We start from the raw sequence: 19,034 nt of genomic DNA on the forward strand, positions 1-19,034 counted from the left end.
CGGAGGGCACCGACAATTCCGGGCAGCGTGGCGGGTCAGCCCGCGAGCCGCCGGACCTCGCCCAGCGCGCTTTCCCCCGGCTCCGGCAACCGGTCCGCCGGATTCGCCGCCGTCCACTGGGTGGCCGCCGCGATGTCGTTCTTCAACGCCGTGATCAGGTCCTCCGCCGAGGCGTACTTCTCCTGCTCCCGCAAGGGGGACCCCAGCCACACCACCAGCGTCTCGCCGTACAGGTCACCCGAAAACTCCAGGACGTGGGCCTCGAGCAGGCGGTACCCGTCCGCGCCGTAGTACGTCGGTCGGCGGCCGACCGAGATCGCCGCCGGCAGGCGGGTGCCGTCCGCGCGGCCGATCCAGCCCGCCCACACGCCGTCGCCCAGGGAGCCGTCCTGGTCGCGCAGGGCGATGTTGGCCGTGGGAAAGCCCAGCTCGCGGCCGCGCTTGTCGCCCGATTCGACCGTTCCCCGCACCACGAAGTATTCCGGCATTCGTCCTCCCGAGGTCACCCCACCACGGTAGCGGGCCCGGCCGAACAGCTCAGGAAGTGGACACCAGCACCGTGTCCGCCAGCACCGGCGCGTCGTCCCGTGCAGGAGCTGACGTCGTCACCAGCAGCCGTCCGTCATCCGCGCGCCACACCCGGATCCGCAGCGTCTCGCCCGGGAACACCACCCCGGCGAACTTCGTCGCGAACGACGCCACCCGCGCCGGGTCGCCGTCCAGGAACTCGTTCACCAGGACCCGCGCCACGATCCCGTACGTGCACAGCCCGTGCAGGATCGGCCGGTCGAACCCCGCCGCCCGGGCGAACGCCGGGTCCGCGTGCAGGGGGTTCCGGTCACCGCACAGCCGGTACAGCAGCGCCTGCTGCGGCAACGTCGGCGTCTCCAGCACGAAATCCGGCGCACGCGTAGGCCACTCGAGGCGATCCGACGGCCCCCGCGAGCCGCCGAACCCGCCCTCGCCGCGGGCGAAGATGCTCGACCGGGCCGTCCACAGTGGATCACCCGAGGACGACGTGACCGCGACCTCCTGGATCACCACCGCGGCCTTGCCCTTGTCGTAGACGTCCGCGATCCGCGAGCGGGCCACCGCCTTTCCCGACGTCGGGATCGGCCGGTGCAGGGTGATCTCCTGCTTGCCGTGCAGCACCTTCGCCAGGTCGATCTCCACCCCGGGGAACGACACCGCCGGCGGGTCGAACACGCGCAGGTTGGCCGCGACCGTCGCGAACGTCGGCAGCACCACCAGGTCCTGCTCGTAGGTGTACCGCAGCTCGTCCGGGCCCGCGCCCAGCGCCAGGTGGTAGAGCAGCACGTCCGACGACGTCCAGGCGAAGTTCACCTCGCCGATCTCGGCGCCGATCGCGATCGCGGGATCGATGGGCACGCGGGAGCTCCTATTCGTAGCTGATCGAGACCTCGTCGGTGACCGGCAGGGACTGGCAGGCCAGCACGATGCCGTCCGCCATGTCCTCGGCGTCGAGGACCTCGTTGTGCAGCATCTTCACCTCGCCCGACACGACCCGGCACGCGCACGCACTGCATTGTCCCTCGCGGCACGAGTAGGGCGCGTCGAGGCCCGCGCCCAACAGGTGGTCCAGGAGCTTCCGCCGCCGCGGCCACGCCATGGCCCGGGTCTCGCCGTCCAGTTCGACCGTCAGCGACGCGGGCGCTTCGTCCGATTCCGGCTCCGGCTCGGGCTCCTCGGCGACGTCCTCGAACGGGTTCCCGGTCAGCGACGTGAACTTCTCGACGTGCACCCGGTCCCGCGGCACCCCGAGCTGCCCGAGCGCCTCCCGCACGGCCGCCATGAACGGCGCCGGGCCGCACAGAAAAGCCTCGTGTGAGGTGTACGCCGACGCCAGCCCGCGCAGCTGCGAGACGTCCGGCAGTCCCTGCACGCTCTCCAGCCAGTGGACGACGACCAGCCGGTCGCCGTAGCGCTTGGCCAGGGACGCCAGCTCGCCCGCGAAGATCACCGAATTCTCGTCGCGGTTCGCGTAGACCAGCACCACCCGGCCGGACCCGGTCTCCAAAGCCGTCTTCAGGATCGCCATCACCGGCGTGATGCCGCTGCCGCCGGCGAACAGCAGGAAGTCTTCGTCCACCGACGCCGGGCTGAACACGCCCGCCGGGGCCAGCACGTCGATCCGCATCCCCGGCTTCAAGGACGAGCAGACCCAGCTCGAGCCGTACCCGCCGTCGGTCCGCTTGACCGTCACCTGCACGCGGTTTTCGTGCGGCGCGCTCGACAGCGAGTAGCACCGCGCCACCGAACCGGTCCGGTCGCTGGGGATCTTCAACGTCAGGAACTGCCCGGCCCGGTACGCGAACGCCGACGCGTGCTCGGGTGGGATCTCGAAGACCACCGACCGCGCGTCCGGCGTTTCGACGACGACGTCGGCGACGGTCAGCGTGTAGACCCGCTCAGCCATCGGCCACCGCCAGCGTGCCTTCGCGCACCGCACCGGAGATGCTGTCGGCCAGCTTCGGGCACGTGTCGAGCAACGCCGACGGGCCTCCCGCGTCCGCGAACACCGGGCAGGTGTCGGCCGGCCGGGACGTCCACTGGATGCTCGTGTGCTGGATGCTGTTCTTCTTCACCAGCACGCACGTGCCGCAGCTGCGGCACTCGTGCGGCCGCAGCCCGCCCGACAGGAACTCCGCCGCATCCGAAATCGCAGATTGCTCGGCGGTCGTCACACTTCCGCCTCGGTCTTCTGCCGCGCCAGGTTCTCCGCGACCTCCGCCGACCACGCCTCGTTGGCCTTCGTCGTGTCCACTTCGAACTCGAACCGCTGCGTCATGTCTTCGGTGACGTCGGCGGCGTCGACGTAGAACTGCTGGTACCACCGGCGAAGCTGGTAGACCGGACCGTCCTCTTCGCACAGCAGCGGGTTGTCGATCTGCGTCTTGTGCTTCCAGATCTCGACGTCCTGCAGGAAGCCGGCGCCGATCCCGCGGGCCAGCTTGGCCGCGATCTTGTCCGCGTGCTCGTCCGAGATGCCCGGCGGCTTCCGCACCTTCATCCCGTACTGCAGCACGAACGACGTCGGCGTGACGGGGTAGTGGCAGTTGATGAGCACGCTCTCGATCTCGTAGCCCTGGAACGAGTTCACCAGCTTGTTGATCATGTACGACGGCCCGAAGTACGAAGCCTCCGACCGCAGCAGGTTTTCCTCGCCGCCGTAGTTCGAGGCCATGCCCATGTCGGGGCGGCCCTTGGTGTTGAGGTACTGCGTGGCGATGTGGCCTTCGAACACGTTCTTGAAGTACGTCGGGTAGGCGTAATGGATGTAGAAGAAATGCGCCATGTCCACGACGTTGTCGATGATCTCCCGGCAGTTGGAGCCCTCGATGAAGATCTCGTCCCAGGTCCAGTTGCTCCACTCGGCGCTGTCGGCGGCCTCGATCCGCGGGATCGCCAGCTCGTCGGCCGGCGGGTTGCCCTCCGGGTCGTGCCACACGAGCAGCTGCCCGTTCCGCACCTCCGACGTCCACGACCGCGTCCGCGCGCGCAGCGGAACCCGCTTGGCGTAGGGGATCGAGACGCACTTGCCCTTGCCGTTCCAGCGCCAGTCGTGGAACGGGCAGGCCACCTCGTCGCCCTTGACGCTGCCCTGGGTGAGGTCGCCGCCCATGTGCCGGCAGTAGCCGTCGAGCACGTGCAGCTCGCCGGCCGAATCCGCCCACACCACGAGCTTCGTGCCGAACGCCGTGATCGCGTGCGGCTTGCCGTCGCGGAAGTTCTCCGCCAGGCCGAGGCAGTGCCAGCCGCGGGCGAACCGGGTCGGCGGCTCACCGGCGTAGATGGTGCGTACCGAATCCTGCGTCATCGCTGCCCTCCCGTGGTCCCTCGATCTTCGTTCGCCAGCCGAATCGCCGCAAGGTAGCCGAACACCATGGCGGGCCCGATGGTCGCGCCCGGACCGGCGTACGTCCGGCCCATCACGGCCGCGCTGGCGTTGCCCGCGGCGAACAGCCCCGGCACGGCGGAGCCGTCCTCGCGCAGCACCTGCGCGTGTTCGTCGGTGCGCAGCCCGCCCTTGGTGCCCAGGTCGCCCGGGACGATCTTCACCGCGTAGAACGGCGCTTTGTCCAGGGGGCCGAGGCTGGGGTTGGGTTTGTTGCGCGGGTCGCCGTAGTAGTGGTCGTACTTGCTGACCCCGCGGTGGAAGTCCTCGTCGACGCCCTGGCGCGCGAAGCCGTTGAACCGCTCGACCGTCGCTTCCAAGGACTGAGCCGGGACGTCGATCTTCGCCGCCAGTCCGGCCAGCGACGACGACTTCGCCGCGATGCCGGCCTTGAACCAGCGGCCGGGCAGCGGCTGGCGCGGCCCGATGCCGGTGAACATGTACCGGTCCTTGTAGCGCTGGTCGAACACCAGCCAGGTCGGGATGTGCTCGCCCGGCCCGTCGCCTTCGCCGTACATCGCGTGCACGGCCTCGACGTACGGCGCCGACTCGTTGACGAACCGCTCGCCGCGCGCGTCGACCATGATGCTGCGCGGCCGCGACCGCTCGGCCAGCGCGAACCACGGCCCGCCGGTGAGCGGCAGCGACGGTCCCCACCAGGCGTCGTCCATCAGGTCGAGGGCCGCGCCCAGCTTGAGGCCGGCGGTGATGCCGTCGCCGGTGTTGGCCTCCGCGCCGACGGTCCAGTCGATGCCGATCGGCGCACGCTGGTACTTCTCGCGCATCTCGAGGTTCCGCTCGAACCCGCCACTGGCGAGGATCACCCCGCGCCGGGCTTCGATGACGCCTTGCGCGGTGACGACGCCGGTGACGCGGTCGCCGTCGACCTGCAGGTCGGTGAGGGGCGTGGTCAGCCGGACCTCGACGCCGGCCTCGGCCAGGCCTGCCCGGAGGCCGGCCGCAAGCGCTTGCCCCATGCTCAGCAGCTGCTGCCCGCGGAGTTTTCCGGCGAGCCACTGCCGGCCCAGGGACAGCAGCCGGAGCGCCCCGCGCGGGTGCCTGGCGAGGAGGCTCAGCCAGCGGTAGTCGGCCTGGGTGATCGGGACGCCGAGCGGGGGAGCGCTGTACGGCGGTTCGAGGTGGGCCAGCTCCTCGCCCAGGAGCTTGCCGTCGAGGGCGACCGGTTCGACCGACCGGCCACCGGGCCGGCCGCCGGGGGCTTCGGGGTGGTAGTCGCTGTAGTCGCGGACCCAGCGGAACTTCAGCGGCGTGTGGTCGCAGACGAACCGCAGCACCTCGGGGCCGTGCGCGAGGAACGTGTCGCGCCGGACGGCCGGGACGACGTCACCGACGATCGAGGCCAGGTATTCGCGCGCCCGCTCGGGCGGTTCGTCGATCCCGGCGGCGCGCAAGGCGTGGTTGCCGGGGATCCAGACACCGCCGCCGGAGCGCGCGGTCGAGCCGCCGAAACAGGCTGCCTTCTCCAGGACGACGACGCTCAAGCCGTTGTGGGCCGCGGCCAGCGCGGCGGTCATCCCGGCGGCACCACTGCCGACCACGACGACGTCGAACTGCTCCGTCATGCCACCTCTCCTGCAACGTGTTCCAGGTAACGAGTATCCAGTTGAGAGCCGCTTTCGGTCACCATAGACGAGAACGTGTTTCAGTTCTAGGGTAGCCATCATGGACGCACTCGTCGCGGACGTGGTCATCGTGGGGTTCGGGGCGGCCGGAGCCTGTGCCGCCCTCGAAGCGGCCGACGCGGGCGCCGACGTCATCATCGTCGAGCGTTTCGCCGGCGGAGGGGCCAGCGCGGTCAGCGGTGGCGTCGTCTACGCCGGTGGCGGCACCGGTCAGCAGCTCGACGCGGGCGTCGACGATTCCGTCGACGCGATGTACGCCTACCTGCGGCTGGAAACCGGGGACGTCGTCTCCGAGCGGACGCTGCGGCGGTTCTGCGAGGGCAGCCGGGAGATGATCACCTGGCTGGAGGGCAACGGCGTGCCGTTCGAAGGCAGCCTGTGCCCGCACAAGACGTCGTACCCGAGCGATGCGCACTACCTCTACTACTCCGGCAGCGAGGCGGCCGGCGGGTTCCGCGACGCGGCGAAGCCGGCTCCGCGCGGGCACCGCGTCAAGGGGCCCGGGACCTCGGGGAAGATGCTGATGGCGCGGCTCAAGGCGGCCGTGCGCGCCCGCGGCATCCGGGTGCTGACGCAGACGACCGCCCGGACCCTGATCCGCGACGACGCGGGCCGCGTCACCGGCCTCGTCGCCGACACCCTGAGCGACGCCCCCGCGTCGGTGCGGGCGCGGCACCAGCGCTTGGCGCAGTACGCGGCGAAGCCCGGGATCTACGTGCCGTCGCTGCGCAAGTCGCTGCACCGCCGGGTTGAGCGCTTCGAGCGGGCCCACGGCCGTGAGCTGCGGATTTCCGTCCGGCGCGGGGTCGTGCTCGCCGCCGGTGGCTTCATCGCCGACCGCGAGATGGTGCGCGAGCACGCGCCGAAGTATCGCGGCGGGCTGGCGCTCGGCACGTCCGCCGACGACGGCTCGGGCATCCGGATGGGCGTCGAGGCCGGCGGCGCGACCGGGGAGCTGGGCCGGATCTCCGCCTGGCGGTTCGTCACCCCGCCCAGCGCGTTCCTCGGCGGGATCATCGTCGACGCCGGGGGCCGGCGGGTCATCGACGAGTCCCGCTATGGCGCGGCGGTCGGGGAAAAGCTCATCGAGGACCACGAGAGCAAGGGCTGGCTGCTCGTCGACGCGCCGATCGTGGCCGAGGCGCGCCGGGACGGCCGCCGGCAGAGCCAGTGGTTCCAATGGCTTCAGCTGCGGTACCTGCTGCGGCGCGGCCGGGTCGTGGGGGAGACGGTCGAAGAGGTGGCGCGCAAGGCCGGCGTCGACCCGCAGGGGCTGCGCGCGAGCTTCGAGGCCTACCACGGCGACCGGGATCCGATGGGCAAGCCCGTCGAGTTCGTGCGGCGCCTGGACAACCCGCCGTACTCGCTCATCGACATCTCGGTGCGGCCGAACCTCGGGTACCCCACGCCGATGCTCACCCTCGGCGGGCTGGTCGTCGACGAGGACACCGGCGCGGTGCGGAGCACGACCGGGCAGCCGATCCCGGGGCTGTACGCCGCCGGCCGCACCGCCGTGGGACTCTGTTCCAGGTCCTACGTGAGCGGCCTGTCGCTGGCGGACTGCGTGTTTTCCGGCCGCAGAGCGGGGATCAACAGTGCCTTGGCGCAGGGCGTTCTCGACAAAAACGAGAACGTGTTCTAGTCTCTGGAGTGAGCAACCAGAGAGAGGAACTTGCGCATGAGCGAGCAGGTGATCGCCGGGGTCCGGGACCTCCTGCCGGTCCTGCGGGAACGGGCCCAGGACACCGAGGACGCGCGCCGCGTCCCCGAGGAGTCCGTCAAGGCCCTGCAGGAGACCGGGTTCTTCAAGCTGCTGCAGCCGGAGCTCCACGGGGGCTTCGAAGCCGACCCGGTGAGCTTCTACACCGCGGTCAAGCTGATCGCGAGCGCGTGCGGGTCCACCGGCTGGGTCGCCTCCATCCTCGGCGTCCACCCGTGGCACGTGGCCCTGTTCGACGCGCAGGCGCAGCAGGAGGTCTGGGGCGAGGACCAGGACGTGCGGATCTCCTCGTCGTACGCGCCGATGGGCAAGGCCGAAGTCGTCGAAGGCGGCTACCGGCTCTCCGGCCGGTGGAGCTTCTCCTCCGGCTGTGACCACTGCACGTGGGTGCTGCTCGGGGGGCCGGCTTTCAAGGACGGCAAGCCGGTCGACTTCTGCACCTACCTGCTGCCGATCGCCGACTACTCCATTGTGGACGTCTGGGACACGATCGGCCTGCGCGGCACCGGTTCGAACGACATCGTCGTCGAGGACGTCTTCGTGCCGCAGCACCGGGCGCTGAGCTTCATCGCCACGTCGAAGTGCAAGGTGCCGGGCCAGGCCGTCAACCCCGGGCCGCTGTACCGCCTGCCGTACGGTTCGGTGCACCCGACCACGATCACCGCGCCGATCATCGGCATGGCCCAAGGTGCCTACGACGCGCACGTCGAGCACCAGCGCAAGCGCGTGCGGGCCGCGTACGCCGGCGAGCAGTCCAAAGAGGATCCGTTCGCCAAGGTGCGGATCGCCGAGGCGGCCAGCGAGATCGACGCCGCCTGGCTGCAGCTGACCCGCAACATCGAAGACCTGTACGAGCTCGCCAAGCGCGAGGAACGGCTGCCGTCGGACCTGCGGCTGCGCGTCCGGCGAGACCAGGTGCGCGGCACCGAACGCGCGATCGCGGCGATCGACCGGCTCTTCGAGAACTCCGGCGGCCGCGCGATCCAGCGCGGGACACCGATCCAGCGCTTCTGGCGCGACGCGCACGCCGGCCGCGTCCACGCGGCCAACGACGCCGAGCGCGCCTACGTCATGTACGGCACCGGGGTCTTCGGGCTCCCCGTCGAGAACGCGATGTACTGATGGCCGCTCCCGAGGGCAAGTACGTCCAGGCGGGCTCGCTGAACCTGCACTACCACGAGGCCGGCGCCGAGCACGCCGAGACCGTGATCCTGCTGCACGGCGGCGGACCCGGCGCGTCGGCGTGGAGCAACTTCGGGCGCAACCTGCCGGAGTTCGCCAAGCACTACCGCACGATCGCCGTCGACCAGCCCGGCTTCGGGCGGTCGGACAAGCCCACCGAGCACCCTCAGTACTTCCGGCACAGCGCGGACGCCGTCGCCGGCCTGATGGACGCGCTCGGCATCGAGCGCGCGCACTTCGTCGGCAATTCGCTGGGCGGGGGCGCGGCGGTGCGGTTCGCGCTGAACCACGGGAAGCGGGCCGGGCGGCTGGTGCTGATGGGGCCGGGCGGGCTGAGCGTCAACCTGTTCGCGCCCGATCCGACCGAAGGCGTCAAGAACCTCGGGCGGTTCGCGGCCAAGCCGTCGCGCGAACGCATGGAAGCCTTCCTGCGGATCATGGTCCACGACCAGGCGCTGATCACCGACGAGCTGGTCGACGAACGGTTCGCCGCCGCGAACACCCCGGAGTCGCTCGCCGCGATGCGGGCGATGGGGATGTCGTTCGCGCGGCCGGACACCTACGAAGAGGGCCTGCTCTGGCGCGAAGCCCACCGCCTGCGCCAGCGCGTGCTCTTGATCTGGGGACGCGAAGACCGCGTCAACCCCCTGGACGGGGCGCTGGTGGCGCTCAAGACGATTCCGCGCGCGCAGCTGCACGTGTTCGGCGGCTGCGGGCACTGGGCCCAGCTGGAGAAGTTCGACGAGTTCAACCGGCTGGCCCTCGACTTCCTCGGGAGTTCCTGATGGGCATCCGGTCACTGGGCTACCTCCGCATCGAAGCCACCGACATGGCGGCCTGGCGCGAGTACGGGCTCAAGGTGCTCGGCATGGTGGAAGGCAGCGGCACCAACCCCGACGCGCTCTACCTGCGCATGGACGACTTCCCCGCGCGGCTGGTCGTCTCACCCGGGGAGGCGGACCGGCTGGCCGTCACCGGCTGGGAGGTCGCGCACGCCGGTGAGCTGGCCGAGCTGCGGTCCCGGTTGGACAGTGCGTCGGTGCCGTACAAGGAAGGCACCCCGGACGAGCTGGCCGACCGCCGCGTCGACGAGCTGATCAGTTTCGAGGACCCGTCCGGCAACACCCAGGAGGTGTTCCACGGCGTCGCGCTGCAGCACCGGCGCGTGGTCAGCCCGTACGGCCACAGGTTCGTCACCGGCGAGCAGGGCCTCGGCCACGTCGTGTTGTCCACAAAGGACGACGAGGCGTCGCTGCGGTTCTACCGGGACGTCCTCGGCTTCCGGCTGCGCGACTCGATGCGCCTGCCGCCGCAGCTGGTCGGCCGGCCCGCCGACGGGCCGCCCGCGTGGCTGCGGTTCTTCGGCTGCAACCCGCGCCACCACAGCCTGGCGTTCCTGCCGATGCCGACGCCGAGCGGGATCGTGCACCTGATGGTCGAGGTCGAGAACACCGACGACGTCGGCCTGTGCCTCGACCGCGCGATCCGGCGGAAGGTGCCGATGTCGGCCACGCTCGGCCGGCACGTCAACGACCTGATGCTGTCGTTCTACATGAAGACCCCGGGCGGCTTCGACGTCGAGTTCGGCTGCGAAGGCCGGCAGGTCGACGACGACAACTGGATCGCCCGCGAGAGCACGGCGGTTTCGCTGTGGGGCCACGACTTCTCGGTCGGCGCGCGGCCACCGGGCGCATGACGTCCGTGGCGGTCGACCAGACCGAGTTCCGCAGCGTGCTCGGGCACTTCTGCACGGGCGTCACGGTCGTCACCGGCCGCGACGGCGACACCCTCGCCGGGTTCGCCTGCCAGTCGTTCGCCGCGCTGTCGCTGGACCCGCCGCTGGTGCTGTTCTGCCCGGCCCGGACGTCACGGACGTGGCCGGTGCTGGCCGCGGCGGGCCGGTTCGCGGTCAACGTCCTGGCCGAGGACCAGCAGGAGGTCAGCGCGGTGTTCGGCGCGCGCGGCAAGGACAAGTTCGCCCGCGTCGGCTGGACACCGGCGCCGTCCGGCGCACCCCTGCTCGACGGCGCCCTGACCTGGATCGACTGCACGTTGGAAGCCGTGCACGAGGCCGGCGACCACTACGTCGTGATCGGCCGGGTCACCGCCCTCGGCGCGCCGTCGGACGCCCGCCCGCTGCTGTTCCACCGCGGCCGGTACGCCGTCACCGAACCGGCCCGGGACGCGCTGGCGGCCCTGATGCCCTGGCCCCGCCCCGACGACTGGCTGTGATCGTCGATCGCCGTGGGTTAGCACGACCGGGTGGTTGTGCAGGGATTCACAGGTGGGCCGCATCCCATTCACGAGAGAAAGTCCAGCACCGGCGCGCACACTGTTACCGAGAAGACACCTTCCCGGGAGGAGTGAGGCGCGCATGCGTGGGCCCAGCGGACGGATCGCCCGGTTCCGGCGCCGGTTGCTGCCGGGCCGCAACCCCCTGGCCCGGGCGGGCGACCGCGTCGAGGCCCTGCTGCTGCTCCTCGCCGTCGCCGGTGCGTTGCTCGCGATCCCGTTCGCGGCGGCGTTGGGCTCCGAGACGTACGCGGCGCAGACCGCCCGCGCGGCGCAGGAGCGCACGACCCGCCACCCGGCCACGGCCGTCTCCCTCGCCGCGGCGTCCGGCCAGTCCTACGGCACGGACGGCGCCGGCGCCCCGGCCGCCCAGACGACGGTCCCGGCGGCCTGGTTCGACGCCCGCGGCACCCGCCACACCGGCGACGTCCTCGCCGACCCGGGCAGCCCGGCGGGCACCCGCGTCTCGGTGTGGCTGGACCAGCACGGCGAACTGACCGGCGAGCCCCTGTCCGCGTCGACCTCGGCGGCCGACGGCGTGTTCGCGGCGATCCTGCTGTGGGCCGCGATCACCGGCGCCCTGGCCGGGTTGTACGGCACCGCCCGGTTCGTCCTGGCCCGCTTCCACGCGGCGGCCTGGGACCGGGCCTGGTCCGAAGCCCGCCACGACAGCCGGTTCTGATCGGAGGCGCGTAGGATCCATCGTCATCGTGATGGCCGGCTTTTGCCGGACTCGTGCAGAGGATGACGAAAGTGGCGCAGCCGGGCAAATCTGCGATCGACGGCGTGGTCGAGGCGGCAAGGGCCACATGGGCACCGTCCAGTTTCCTCGCTCGGCTCCAGCGCACGACGTTGGATCGCCTCCTGGACTTGGGCGCAGTGCAGACCTACAGTGCCGGTGAACGTATCATCACGGAAGGTGACGGAGACTCCACTGTCCACCTGCTCCTGACTTCCTATGCGAAAGTCACCGGGCGAAGGCTCGATGGGGGTGAGGCTCTCCTTGCCATCCGGGTCGGCGGGGACCTCGTGGGGGAATTCGCGGCGATCGACGAGGGCGACAAGCAGGTCCGGATGGCCACGGTGACCGCCTGTGGACGTGATCCGGTGGTCGCCTTGGGTGTCGAAGCCGAGCCTTTCCATCAGACTTTGGCGGCGCAGGACTTGCCTGCCCAGCGGCACCTGATGGCCGCGGTCGTGGAGAAGACGCGTGCCGCCAGCCGGCAGCGTGTCGACAACGCCACGCCCAACACCAGGATTCGGTTGGCCAGGGCACTGCTTGAGCTGGCCCGGACCTGCGGTGATGGCGGCCTCGGCCAGTCCGTACGGATCCGCGCCCCGCTGACGCAGCTCGAGCTCGGCACCTTGGTCGGGGTCAGCAAAGCCACGGCGGAGCGAGCGTTGAAGGAGCTACGTGAGGCGCGGCTGGTGGACACCAGCGAAAAATACCCGGTCATCCGCGACGTCAAGGAACTAGCGAAGGTGGCCCTGGGCGACGCCCTCATTTGAGGGAAAAGTTGACCATGGGTCGGGCGGCGGCCAAGACTGATGATCGAAAGGCGGTCTGCCGAACTTGGACAGACCTGCAGTCCGGTAATTGTCAGTGGGGCGTGCTAAACCCTCTGACGCCGGCGGTAACCGGTGTGTCGACGATTGTTGGTAGGTGGCCAAATGGCGTGGAATCCTGAAGACGCTCGCGCGAGTGCCCGGGTCCGTTACGACGAGACTGAGGACCTTGAGGTTTCCGAAGTCAAACGCGAGATCGACTTCGAGCTGATCGAACGGAAGAAGTCGAGGCAGGTCACCGGCACCCACTTCTACGTGGACGTCACGAATTTCAACCAGCTGCTTCGGGGTGAGCAGGACGACGCCGGCGAAGAGATGCTCCGGCTCCTGCACCTCTTCGCCCGCGAGGTCACGCGGGTGGTCGAGAAGGATTTCTGCGCGCAGAAGGTTCACTTCCAGGGCCCTCGCCTGCACGCGGTGGCCTATCGTCCGGTCTCCGACGAAGGAAAGATGGCTCTCCAGGCCGTGCTGGCGTCGCTCGCCGTGCGGCACATGATCTCGGCCTTCAACGATGTGTTCGAGCTGGGCGAGCGAGGCTGGCAGATCGCGGCGGGCCTGGACCACGGGCGGTGCCTCGCGACCAAGAACGGGTCGGGTGGCGACCGTGAGCTGCTGTTCCTCGGCAGCGCTGCCAACCACGCGGCGAAGATCCTGCAGGTCTCTGGCATCCGGATGACCGACAGGGTCCGGTCGTTGCTTCCTGAGGATCTTCAGGCGCGCACTGTCGAGGCCGACGACGGCACATGGTCCCTTCGGCTGTCCGTTGCGGAAGTCGAGAAGCTCGCCGCCGCGGAGGGATGGCCGTGGTGCCAAGCGACGACCCGTGGCCGGCTTGAGGAGGCGGCGGTGAGCTGTCCGGCCGGCAGCTTGACCAGCGCACACGTCAAGGAGAAGATCGACAAGAACACGCTGCGCCCGTCGAACACGAAGCTCGTCTCCGCAGCGTCGCTGTTCGCCGACGTTGATGGGTTCACCGCCTACATTGACCAGCAGGAGGCTCGCGGTGAAGATCTGACCGAAGCCGTCCGCGTCTTTCATGTTTTGCGCGGGGTGGGCCGGGACACCGCTGTTCAAGGCTTTGGTGCGCTGCGGATCCAGTATCAAGGTGACCGAATGCAAGTCCTGGCCTACCGGCCGGTAAGCGATGGAGAGCGCGCCGCATACGACACGATTCGGCTCGCGGCCGCGCTCACCACTGTCGCCGACGACATCGTTCCCCATGTCGTTGGCACGGAGCGTCACCGGCTCGCCATCGGAGCTTGCTGGGGCGAGACCCTCGTGTCCAGGGTCGGAGAGCACGGCGAAATGGACCATGTGTGTTTGAGCAGCGCTACGGCGAGCGCGGCGACCATCCAGCAGCGCCTGGACGGTGGGCAGATCGGCATCGACGGTGCTCTCCGGAACTTGCTACCGACGTGGCTGCGGGCCGTTTTCAGGTGGGACACGAACGCCGGAGCATACGTGGCGACCGATTTCGACTGGGCGTCGTTCTGCACGCTCGAGGAATCCGAGAAACACGCAGCGACGAAATCCGCTGTGAGGCCGTGGCTCAGCCGGTGACGGGCGGTGCCTCGAGACGGTTGCGCGAGGACGACTACACACTCAAGGCCATTCAACCGGGACTCCGGCATGGCCAGCAGAGCGGGAAGCTCGTCGTCGAAGGCGAACTCTCCGTGGCCTTGCCCGGCAGTGTCAGGGGAGAGTTCACCGTCCAGATCCGGTACCCGGGTACTAGTCCGTTCCAGCTCCCGGATGTCTACGACGTTGATGGGCGGTTCGACCGCGCCGCGGAGAACCACGTGGAGGCCACCGGCCGGTTTTGCATGTGGTTGCCGCTCACGGCGCCGGTTGCCGACTTCCAGCGGCCGGGCGGTTTGGCCAGATACCTCGACTTGGTTTGCGAGTTCGTCCGCTTGCAGGTCATGTACGAGGAGAGGCGCATGCGTGGGGTGGAACCCCACTGGCCGTGGACGGATTGGGAACACGGCGGAGCTGGCTACGAACAATGGTTCCGCGAAAACAGCGTAGGGCTGGTCCCGGATCAGCTTGAAAAGCTGATCGAAGCGGTCGGCGCGCATCCGCGCCGCGCAGCGAAATGTCCGTGTGGATCTGGGAAGAAGCTAGGTAACTGCCACAAAAAATGGCTGGCGACCGTGCGGCGGTCGGTGAGGGACGATCCGACTGTCTTGACGGCCGGGTACGTATATCTCAACAGTTGGCGTGAATCGGTCCGCCGCCGTTCGACTTGAGCGACTTGCTCTCGGGCCGTCGGAGCTCCCATTGTCCTGAAGGAAGTGTCGTCATGCGTGTACCCGACCCGGAGCCCAGCGAACTTTCGTGGGATTCACTGGCGCCCTACTTGTCCCTTGTGGTGCTCGAGGCTACCGACGACGCTCCGGCCGGAGCGTTCGCCGACCTGGTGGCCGCCTTGGTGCAACCGCCCGATCGCCGCGCGCGGAAGCAGTCGACGCTGCTCGCGCGCGCCGCAACTGAGGCGGGTGATGATGCTCTTCCGCTCCAGGCTGCGCGGATCGACCAGCTCGAAGGCTTCGTCAATCAAGTCCTATCGGTGCCGGGATGGGCGCAACCCGACGCACCCTACGACGACATGGTGCATGAACTGACCCTGGTCGCGCGGCGGAAGAAGTTATTCGCTGTGCACGCCAACGAAGGGCTCCGCCGACGATTGGAGCGCATCCTCGACTCCGCGGGCACCCGGTTCCGCCGAATTCCACCTGCGGTGCTGGAGGGCGCCCTGTTGCAGGGGGCAGCGAAGGGTTTGTGGCTCAAGGGAACTCACGCCCGATTGGCGACCAGGCCCGACAGTAAAGTCTTCAACGGCCGCTTCCTGCAGCGCGCGTTGAATCCCTTGGAAGATTCCTTCTATGGGCTCGGTGCTGCGCGCGCCGAACTGCCGGCGGATCCGGGGCGAGAGGTGCTCCGGGGTGTTATCGGTACCACACCTGGAAAGTCACTGATCTGGTACCGGGGCTCGGCGGGAATGCCCGAGTTCCTGGCAATGCTCGGCGAGCTACTGACCATGGTGGAGGACGGTCTGACGAATCCTCGGGACATCACCGGCGAACTCGGCTTGCTTGCCCGGCGGGTCAGCGATCTTGCAGGTGTGCACGACGCATTCGAGGTCATCGTGGCGACCCGGGACGAAGTCGTCTCCGAGCCAGGACTCGGAGACGACGCGGCCGAGGACGCCGCGCTTCTCGAAAACGCCATTTTGGATGTCCGTGGCGATCCGGATGCCGCCGGTGTGGTCGTTGACGTCGGCTACCCTGGAGTTGTCGCTGGCAGCCTGCGGGGCACGGTTCACTTCCACGAAGGGGCAGCCGCTCTGCAGTGGGCCCCCGAGGGCATCGCGAGGGACCCAGCACTCGCACGGGACCTCTGTGACGCCTTGTCGAACCAGGACATCATCTCCGTCTTCTACGGGTCGGGTCATGTTCTGGTGGGACGTGATCTGTGGCGCCGGAACACCCAAGTCATCCCATTCGCCCGATGGGATTTCGAAGACTTCAGCGGCTTCGAGATCACGAAGGAAAAGCCGCTGGGGGTGACCTCGGCGGACATCCACGACGCTATCGGCCGGGACGGCGATCGATCGCTTTTCGGCTGGGTCCTTCACCGGTTCAGCGAAGGGTGGCTGATCTGCGATGACGGCTCCGGAGAAGTCGCCGACTTCTTGCATCTGACCCGGGACGGTGTGCTCTCGGTGATCCACGTCAAGGGTGCCGCGTCATCGACTGGCCGGCGAAAGATCAGGGTGACCGCGTACGAGGTCATCGCGGCCCAGGCGCAGAAGAATCTGATTTTCAGCGAGCCCGAGCGGTTGGTGGAGCGACTCGCCGAGCGGGCCGGAGAACCAACAGCGAGCTGGGTGGATGGCATTCGTGTCAAGGATCGGTCGGCGTTCTTCGAACGGCTTCGGCTCCGGGACGCGACGAGTAGGACGGAGGTCCTGGTCGTGCAACCCCACGTGAACCGGAAGGTTTACGAAGACGCAAGGGGTGCGGCAGTGGGCGCGGACCGATGGCGGCTGCAGCTGCTTGACACCTTGCTCAATGCCGCGCGTGCGGCTGCAGTGATGCACGGAGCAGACCTCCGGGCAGTGGGCAGTGCCTGACCGGGCGAACGCACGACAGCCGGTTCTGAAGTCACTTCCAGCGGAAGTGCACGAACACCCGGCCGAAGTTGTCCTTGTCCTTTTCGACCCGGTGGTAGAGCGCCTTGACGTCCTTGCGCTCCAGGAACCGCAGGACGTGCTTCTTCAGCTGGCCCGACCCCTTGCCGGGGATGATCTCGACGAGCGGCGCCTTCTTGGCGACGGCCTCGTCGATGATCGCGCGCAGGGCACGATCGATCTCGCCGCCGCGGTTGTAGACGTCGTGCAGGTCCAGCTTCAGCTTCACACGCCCTCCCGGGCTCGACACCGTGTCGGCTGCCGGGTCACAGTGACTGCCACCAGCCGTCCACCGGGGGTGGCTCGGTGGCGTCGATGCGCTCGCCCGGGCGGGGGATCGCCAGCGGGAGGTCGGCCTCCTTCGCCTCGCTCCACACGCGGTCGGCCGGCTCGCCCCACGGGTGCATCGCCAGCTGGAACGTCGCCCAGTGCACCGGGACCAGCAGCTTCGCCCGGACGTCGAGACCCGCCGCGACGCCCTCCTCCGGGGTCATGTGGATGTCCGGCCAGAGCGGGGCGTACGCGCCGATCTGGATCAGGGCCGCGTCGAACGGGCCGAGCTCCGCGCCGATCGCCGCGAACCCGTCGAAGTACCCCGTGTCGCCGGTGTAGAACACCCGGTGCTCCGGGCCCAGCAGCGCCCACGACGTCCACAGCGTGTCGTCGTTCGTGATGCCCCGGCCGGAGAAGTGCTGGGCCGGCGTCGCCACGAACCGGACGCCCGCCACCGTCGCCTCTTCGTGCCAGTCGAGCTCGATGATCCGGCCGGCCGGGACGTGCCAGCGCTCCAGGTGCGCCCCGACGCCGAGGGGCACGAGGAAAGGCGCTTCGGAGGACGCGACCAGCGCGCGGACCGTCGCCAGGTCCAGGTGGTCGTAGTGGTCGTGCGAGATCACCACGGCGTCGATCCGGCCGAGGGCCGACAGCGGCACCGGCGGCTCGTGCAGCCGCCGCGGGCCGGCGAACGCCGCGGGGGAGACCCGGTCGCTCCACACCGGGTCGAGCAGCACGCGGGCGCCGTCGAGCTCGACCAGCGTGGACGCGTGGCCGTACCAGGTCAGGTGCAGGCCGTCGGCCGACTCGACCGGCGCCGCCGCGACCAGCGGCACCGCGCCGGCCGGTTTGCGCAGCTCACGGTGCTCGCCGAAGAACATCTCGCGGAAGATGGCCCGCATCGAAGCCGCGGTCATCGGGTGCCGCGGCGCCGCGTTGCGGAACACCTTGCCGTCGAACTGCGGCGAGGAGCGGACCCGCTCGGCCCGGGCGCCGGTGGCCTTCGCGCCGAACGCCGCCGGCAGGTCCCGCAGGGCCGCGACCGTCTTTCTCATAATCCAGACTTCCTCATGCCCCGAGTCTACGAACGCTTCCTGAGAGGCGCCCCAGCTTCATGCAGGTGGGTGAGGGCCTGCCGGTAGGACTCGACCAGGCTCGTCTGCAGGTACGGGACGCCCAGCTCGGCGCAGTAGGCCTGGACGATCGGCTGCGCCCGCCGCAGGTGCGGCGACGGCATGCTCGGGAACAGGTGGTGCTCGATCTGGTAGTTGAGACCGCCGAGGGCGACGTCGGTGACGGCACCGCCGCGGACGTTGCGCGAGGTCAGCACCTGCTTGCGGAGGAAGTCGAGCTCGGTGCGCCCGGTCAGCGTCGGCATGCCCTTGTGGTTGGGCGCGAAGATCGATCCCATGTAGACACCCCACAGTCCCTGGTGGACGACGAAGAACAGCAACGCCATCCCGGGGCTGAGAACGGTGAGCAGCGCGCTGAAGTAGAGGACGAAGTGCGCGCCGAGCAGGACGGCTTCGGTGGTGCGGCGGCGCAGGCCCGGCTTGCGGACCGCGCGGATCCCGGACCAGTGCAGGTTCAGGCCTTCGAGGGTGAGCAGCGGGAAGAACAGGAACGCCTGGTACCGCCCGATGAACCGGGGCACGCCGCGGCTGGCGCGGGCCTGGTCCTTCGACCAGACGAGGATGTCCGGGTCGACGTCGGGGTCGAGTTCCTCGTGGTTCGGGTTGGCGTGGTGGCGGGTGTGCTTGTCCATCCACCAGCCGTAGCTCATCCCGATCCCGAGGTTCCCGGCGAGCAGCCCGGCGATCTCGGTGGGCCGCCGTCGCCGGAACACCTGCTTGTGCGCGAGATCGTGGGAGAGCAACGCGATCTGCCCGAACAGCACGGCCATGAAGACCGCGACGGCGAGCTGCCACCACGAGTTCCCCAGCAGCGCGAAGGCCACCCAGCCGGCCCCGAACAACCCGGCCACGACGGCGATCCGGGCGGTGTAGTAGCCGGGCCGGCGTGCCATCAGGCCGGCGGCGGTGATGCGGTGGCTCAGCCGGGCGAAGTCGCTGCCGACGCGGTTCTCTGTGGTGGTCACGCACCCGAGTCTTCGGCACCGCCGCCCTCAGCGGAATCCTGCGCGCCCCAGCCGGTTTGCGGGGGCCAGCCCTACCGGCCGGGCTGGTATGGGCGGCGCGCCGACGCAGTGAATGACTCATTCATGTCGTCCGACGACATGAATGAGTCATT

The 19,034-nt window shown here is 69.3% G+C and carries 19 protein-coding genes; 10 read left to right on the plus strand and 9 right to left on the minus strand.

The window, feature by feature from the left end:
* Positions 1 to 35: 35 nt before the first annotated feature.
* Genes AB0F52_RS35275 through kstD form a run of 6 tightly spaced genes read right to left on the minus strand, consistent with a single transcriptional unit; the run spans position 36 to position 5,499 of the window.
* Positions 36 to 488 (minus strand): riboflavin kinase, encoded by a 453-nt coding sequence (locus AB0F52_RS35275; RefSeq protein ID WP_360180399.1) that lies wholly within the window; start codon positions 486 to 488, stop codon positions 36 to 38.
* 49 nt (positions 489 to 537) lie between these two features.
* Entirely contained in the window at positions 538 to 1,389 is an 852-nt protein-coding gene (locus AB0F52_RS35280; protein ID WP_360180401.1) for a MaoC/PaaZ C-terminal domain-containing protein, read from the minus strand.
* Positions 1,390 to 1,399: 10 nt separating this feature from the next.
* Entirely contained in the window at positions 1,400 to 2,437 is a 1,038-nt protein-coding gene (locus AB0F52_RS35285) for a ferredoxin--NADP reductase (protein ID WP_360180403.1), read from the minus strand.
* Positions 2,430 to 2,705 carry a hypothetical protein gene (locus AB0F52_RS35290; RefSeq protein ID WP_360180405.1) on the minus strand — a complete coding sequence of 92 codons (276 nt, stop codon included), beginning with the start codon at positions 2,703 to 2,705 and terminating at the stop codon, positions 2,430 to 2,432. Before AB0F52_RS35290 ends, AB0F52_RS35285 begins: the two co-directional genes overlap by 8 nt.
* Positions 2,702 to 3,838, minus strand: coding sequence for a Rieske 2Fe-2S domain-containing protein (locus tag AB0F52_RS35295; protein WP_360180407.1), 1,137 nt, complete (start codon positions 3,836 to 3,838; stop codon positions 2,702 to 2,704). The genes AB0F52_RS35290 and AB0F52_RS35295 overlap by 4 nt, the downstream gene beginning before the upstream one ends.
* Positions 3,835 to 5,499, minus strand: a complete 1,665-nt coding sequence (gene kstD / locus AB0F52_RS35300; protein WP_360180409.1) for a 3-oxosteroid 1-dehydrogenase — start codon at positions 5,497 to 5,499, stop codon at positions 3,835 to 3,837. Before kstD ends, AB0F52_RS35295 begins: the two co-directional genes overlap by 4 nt.
* Positions 5,500 to 5,599: 100 nt before the next feature.
* On the opposite strand from kstD, the gene AB0F52_RS35305 reads away from it, so the two are divergent.
* The 10 genes from AB0F52_RS35305 (at position 5,600) to AB0F52_RS35350 (ending at position 16,454) form a co-directional block, all read left to right on the plus strand.
* A complete protein-coding gene (locus AB0F52_RS35305; RefSeq protein ID WP_360180411.1) occupies positions 5,600 to 7,201 on the plus strand; it encodes an FAD-binding protein in 1,602 nt (533 codons plus the stop codon).
* Positions 7,202 to 7,237: 36 nt separating this feature from the next.
* On the plus strand, positions 7,238 to 8,401 hold the full coding sequence (hsaA, locus tag AB0F52_RS35310) for a 3-hydroxy-9,10-secoandrosta-1,3,5(10)-triene-9,17-dione monooxygenase oxygenase subunit (protein ID WP_360180413.1): 1,164 nt from the start codon (positions 7,238 to 7,240) through the stop codon (positions 8,399 to 8,401).
* The gene (hsaD, locus tag AB0F52_RS35315; protein ID WP_360180415.1) at positions 8,401 to 9,246 is read left to right on the plus strand and encodes a 4,5:9,10-diseco-3-hydroxy-5,9,17-trioxoandrosta-1(10),2-diene-4-oate hydrolase; all 846 of its coding nucleotides are present in this window, start codon (positions 8,401 to 8,403) and stop codon (positions 9,244 to 9,246) included. The genes hsaA and hsaD overlap by 1 nt, the downstream gene beginning before the upstream one ends.
* The gene (gene hsaC / locus AB0F52_RS35320) at positions 9,246 to 10,157 is read left to right on the plus strand and encodes an iron-dependent extradiol dioxygenase HsaC (RefSeq protein WP_360180417.1); all 912 of its coding nucleotides are present in this window, start codon (positions 9,246 to 9,248) and stop codon (positions 10,155 to 10,157) included. Before hsaD ends, hsaC begins: the two co-directional genes overlap by 1 nt.
* Positions 10,154 to 10,693 carry a 3-hydroxy-9,10-secoandrosta-1,3,5(10)-triene-9,17-dione monooxygenase reductase subunit gene (hsaB, locus tag AB0F52_RS35325; RefSeq protein WP_360180419.1) on the plus strand — a complete coding sequence of 180 codons (540 nt, stop codon included), beginning with the start codon at positions 10,154 to 10,156 and terminating at the stop codon, positions 10,691 to 10,693. The genes hsaC and hsaB overlap by 4 nt, the downstream gene beginning before the upstream one ends.
* A 142-nt stretch (positions 10,694 to 10,835) precedes the next feature.
* Positions 10,836 to 11,435 carry a hypothetical protein gene (locus tag AB0F52_RS35330; RefSeq protein ID WP_360180421.1) on the plus strand — a complete coding sequence of 200 codons (600 nt, stop codon included), beginning with the start codon at positions 10,836 to 10,838 and terminating at the stop codon, positions 11,433 to 11,435.
* 62 nt (positions 11,436 to 11,497) lie between these two features.
* Positions 11,498 to 12,262 (plus strand): Crp/Fnr family transcriptional regulator, encoded by a 765-nt coding sequence (locus AB0F52_RS35335; RefSeq protein WP_360180423.1) that lies wholly within the window; start codon positions 11,498 to 11,500, stop codon positions 12,260 to 12,262.
* A 162-nt stretch (positions 12,263 to 12,424) separates the two neighbouring features.
* The gene (locus tag AB0F52_RS35340; protein WP_360180425.1) at positions 12,425 to 13,879 is read left to right on the plus strand and encodes a hypothetical protein; all 1,455 of its coding nucleotides are present in this window, start codon (positions 12,425 to 12,427) and stop codon (positions 13,877 to 13,879) included.
* Positions 13,880 to 13,899: 20 nt separating this feature from the next.
* A complete protein-coding gene (locus tag AB0F52_RS35345; protein ID WP_360180427.1) occupies positions 13,900 to 14,568 on the plus strand; it encodes an SEC-C metal-binding domain-containing protein in 669 nt (222 codons plus the stop codon).
* A 53-nt stretch (positions 14,569 to 14,621) separates the two neighbouring features.
* Positions 14,622 to 16,454, plus strand: coding sequence for a hypothetical protein (locus AB0F52_RS35350; RefSeq protein WP_360180429.1), 1,833 nt, complete (start codon positions 14,622 to 14,624; stop codon positions 16,452 to 16,454).
* A gap of 31 nt (positions 16,455 to 16,485) precedes the next feature.
* Here AB0F52_RS35350 and AB0F52_RS35355 read toward each other — a convergent pair whose 3' ends face one another.
* Genes AB0F52_RS35355 through AB0F52_RS35365 form a run of 3 tightly spaced genes read right to left on the minus strand, consistent with a single transcriptional unit; the run spans position 16,486 to position 18,882 of the window.
* Positions 16,486 to 16,740 (minus strand): Smr/MutS family protein, encoded by a 255-nt coding sequence (locus AB0F52_RS35355; RefSeq protein WP_013224398.1) that lies wholly within the window; start codon positions 16,738 to 16,740, stop codon positions 16,486 to 16,488.
* Between the two features lie 37 nt (positions 16,741 to 16,777).
* Positions 16,778 to 17,839: an MBL fold metallo-hydrolase gene (locus tag AB0F52_RS35360; RefSeq protein WP_360180431.1), complete on the minus strand. Its 1,062-nt coding sequence runs from the start codon at positions 17,837 to 17,839 to the stop codon at positions 16,778 to 16,780.
* 26 nt (positions 17,840 to 17,865) lie between these two features.
* Positions 17,866 to 18,882 carry an acyl-CoA desaturase gene (locus tag AB0F52_RS35365; RefSeq protein ID WP_360180433.1) on the minus strand — a complete coding sequence of 339 codons (1,017 nt, stop codon included), beginning with the start codon at positions 18,880 to 18,882 and terminating at the stop codon, positions 17,866 to 17,868.
* Between the last annotated feature and the right edge of the window lie 152 nt (positions 18,883 to 19,034).

It is taken from the genome of Amycolatopsis sp. NPDC024027, assembly GCF_040638975.1.
Lineage (GTDB): Bacteria > Actinomycetota > Actinomycetes > Mycobacteriales > Pseudonocardiaceae > Amycolatopsis.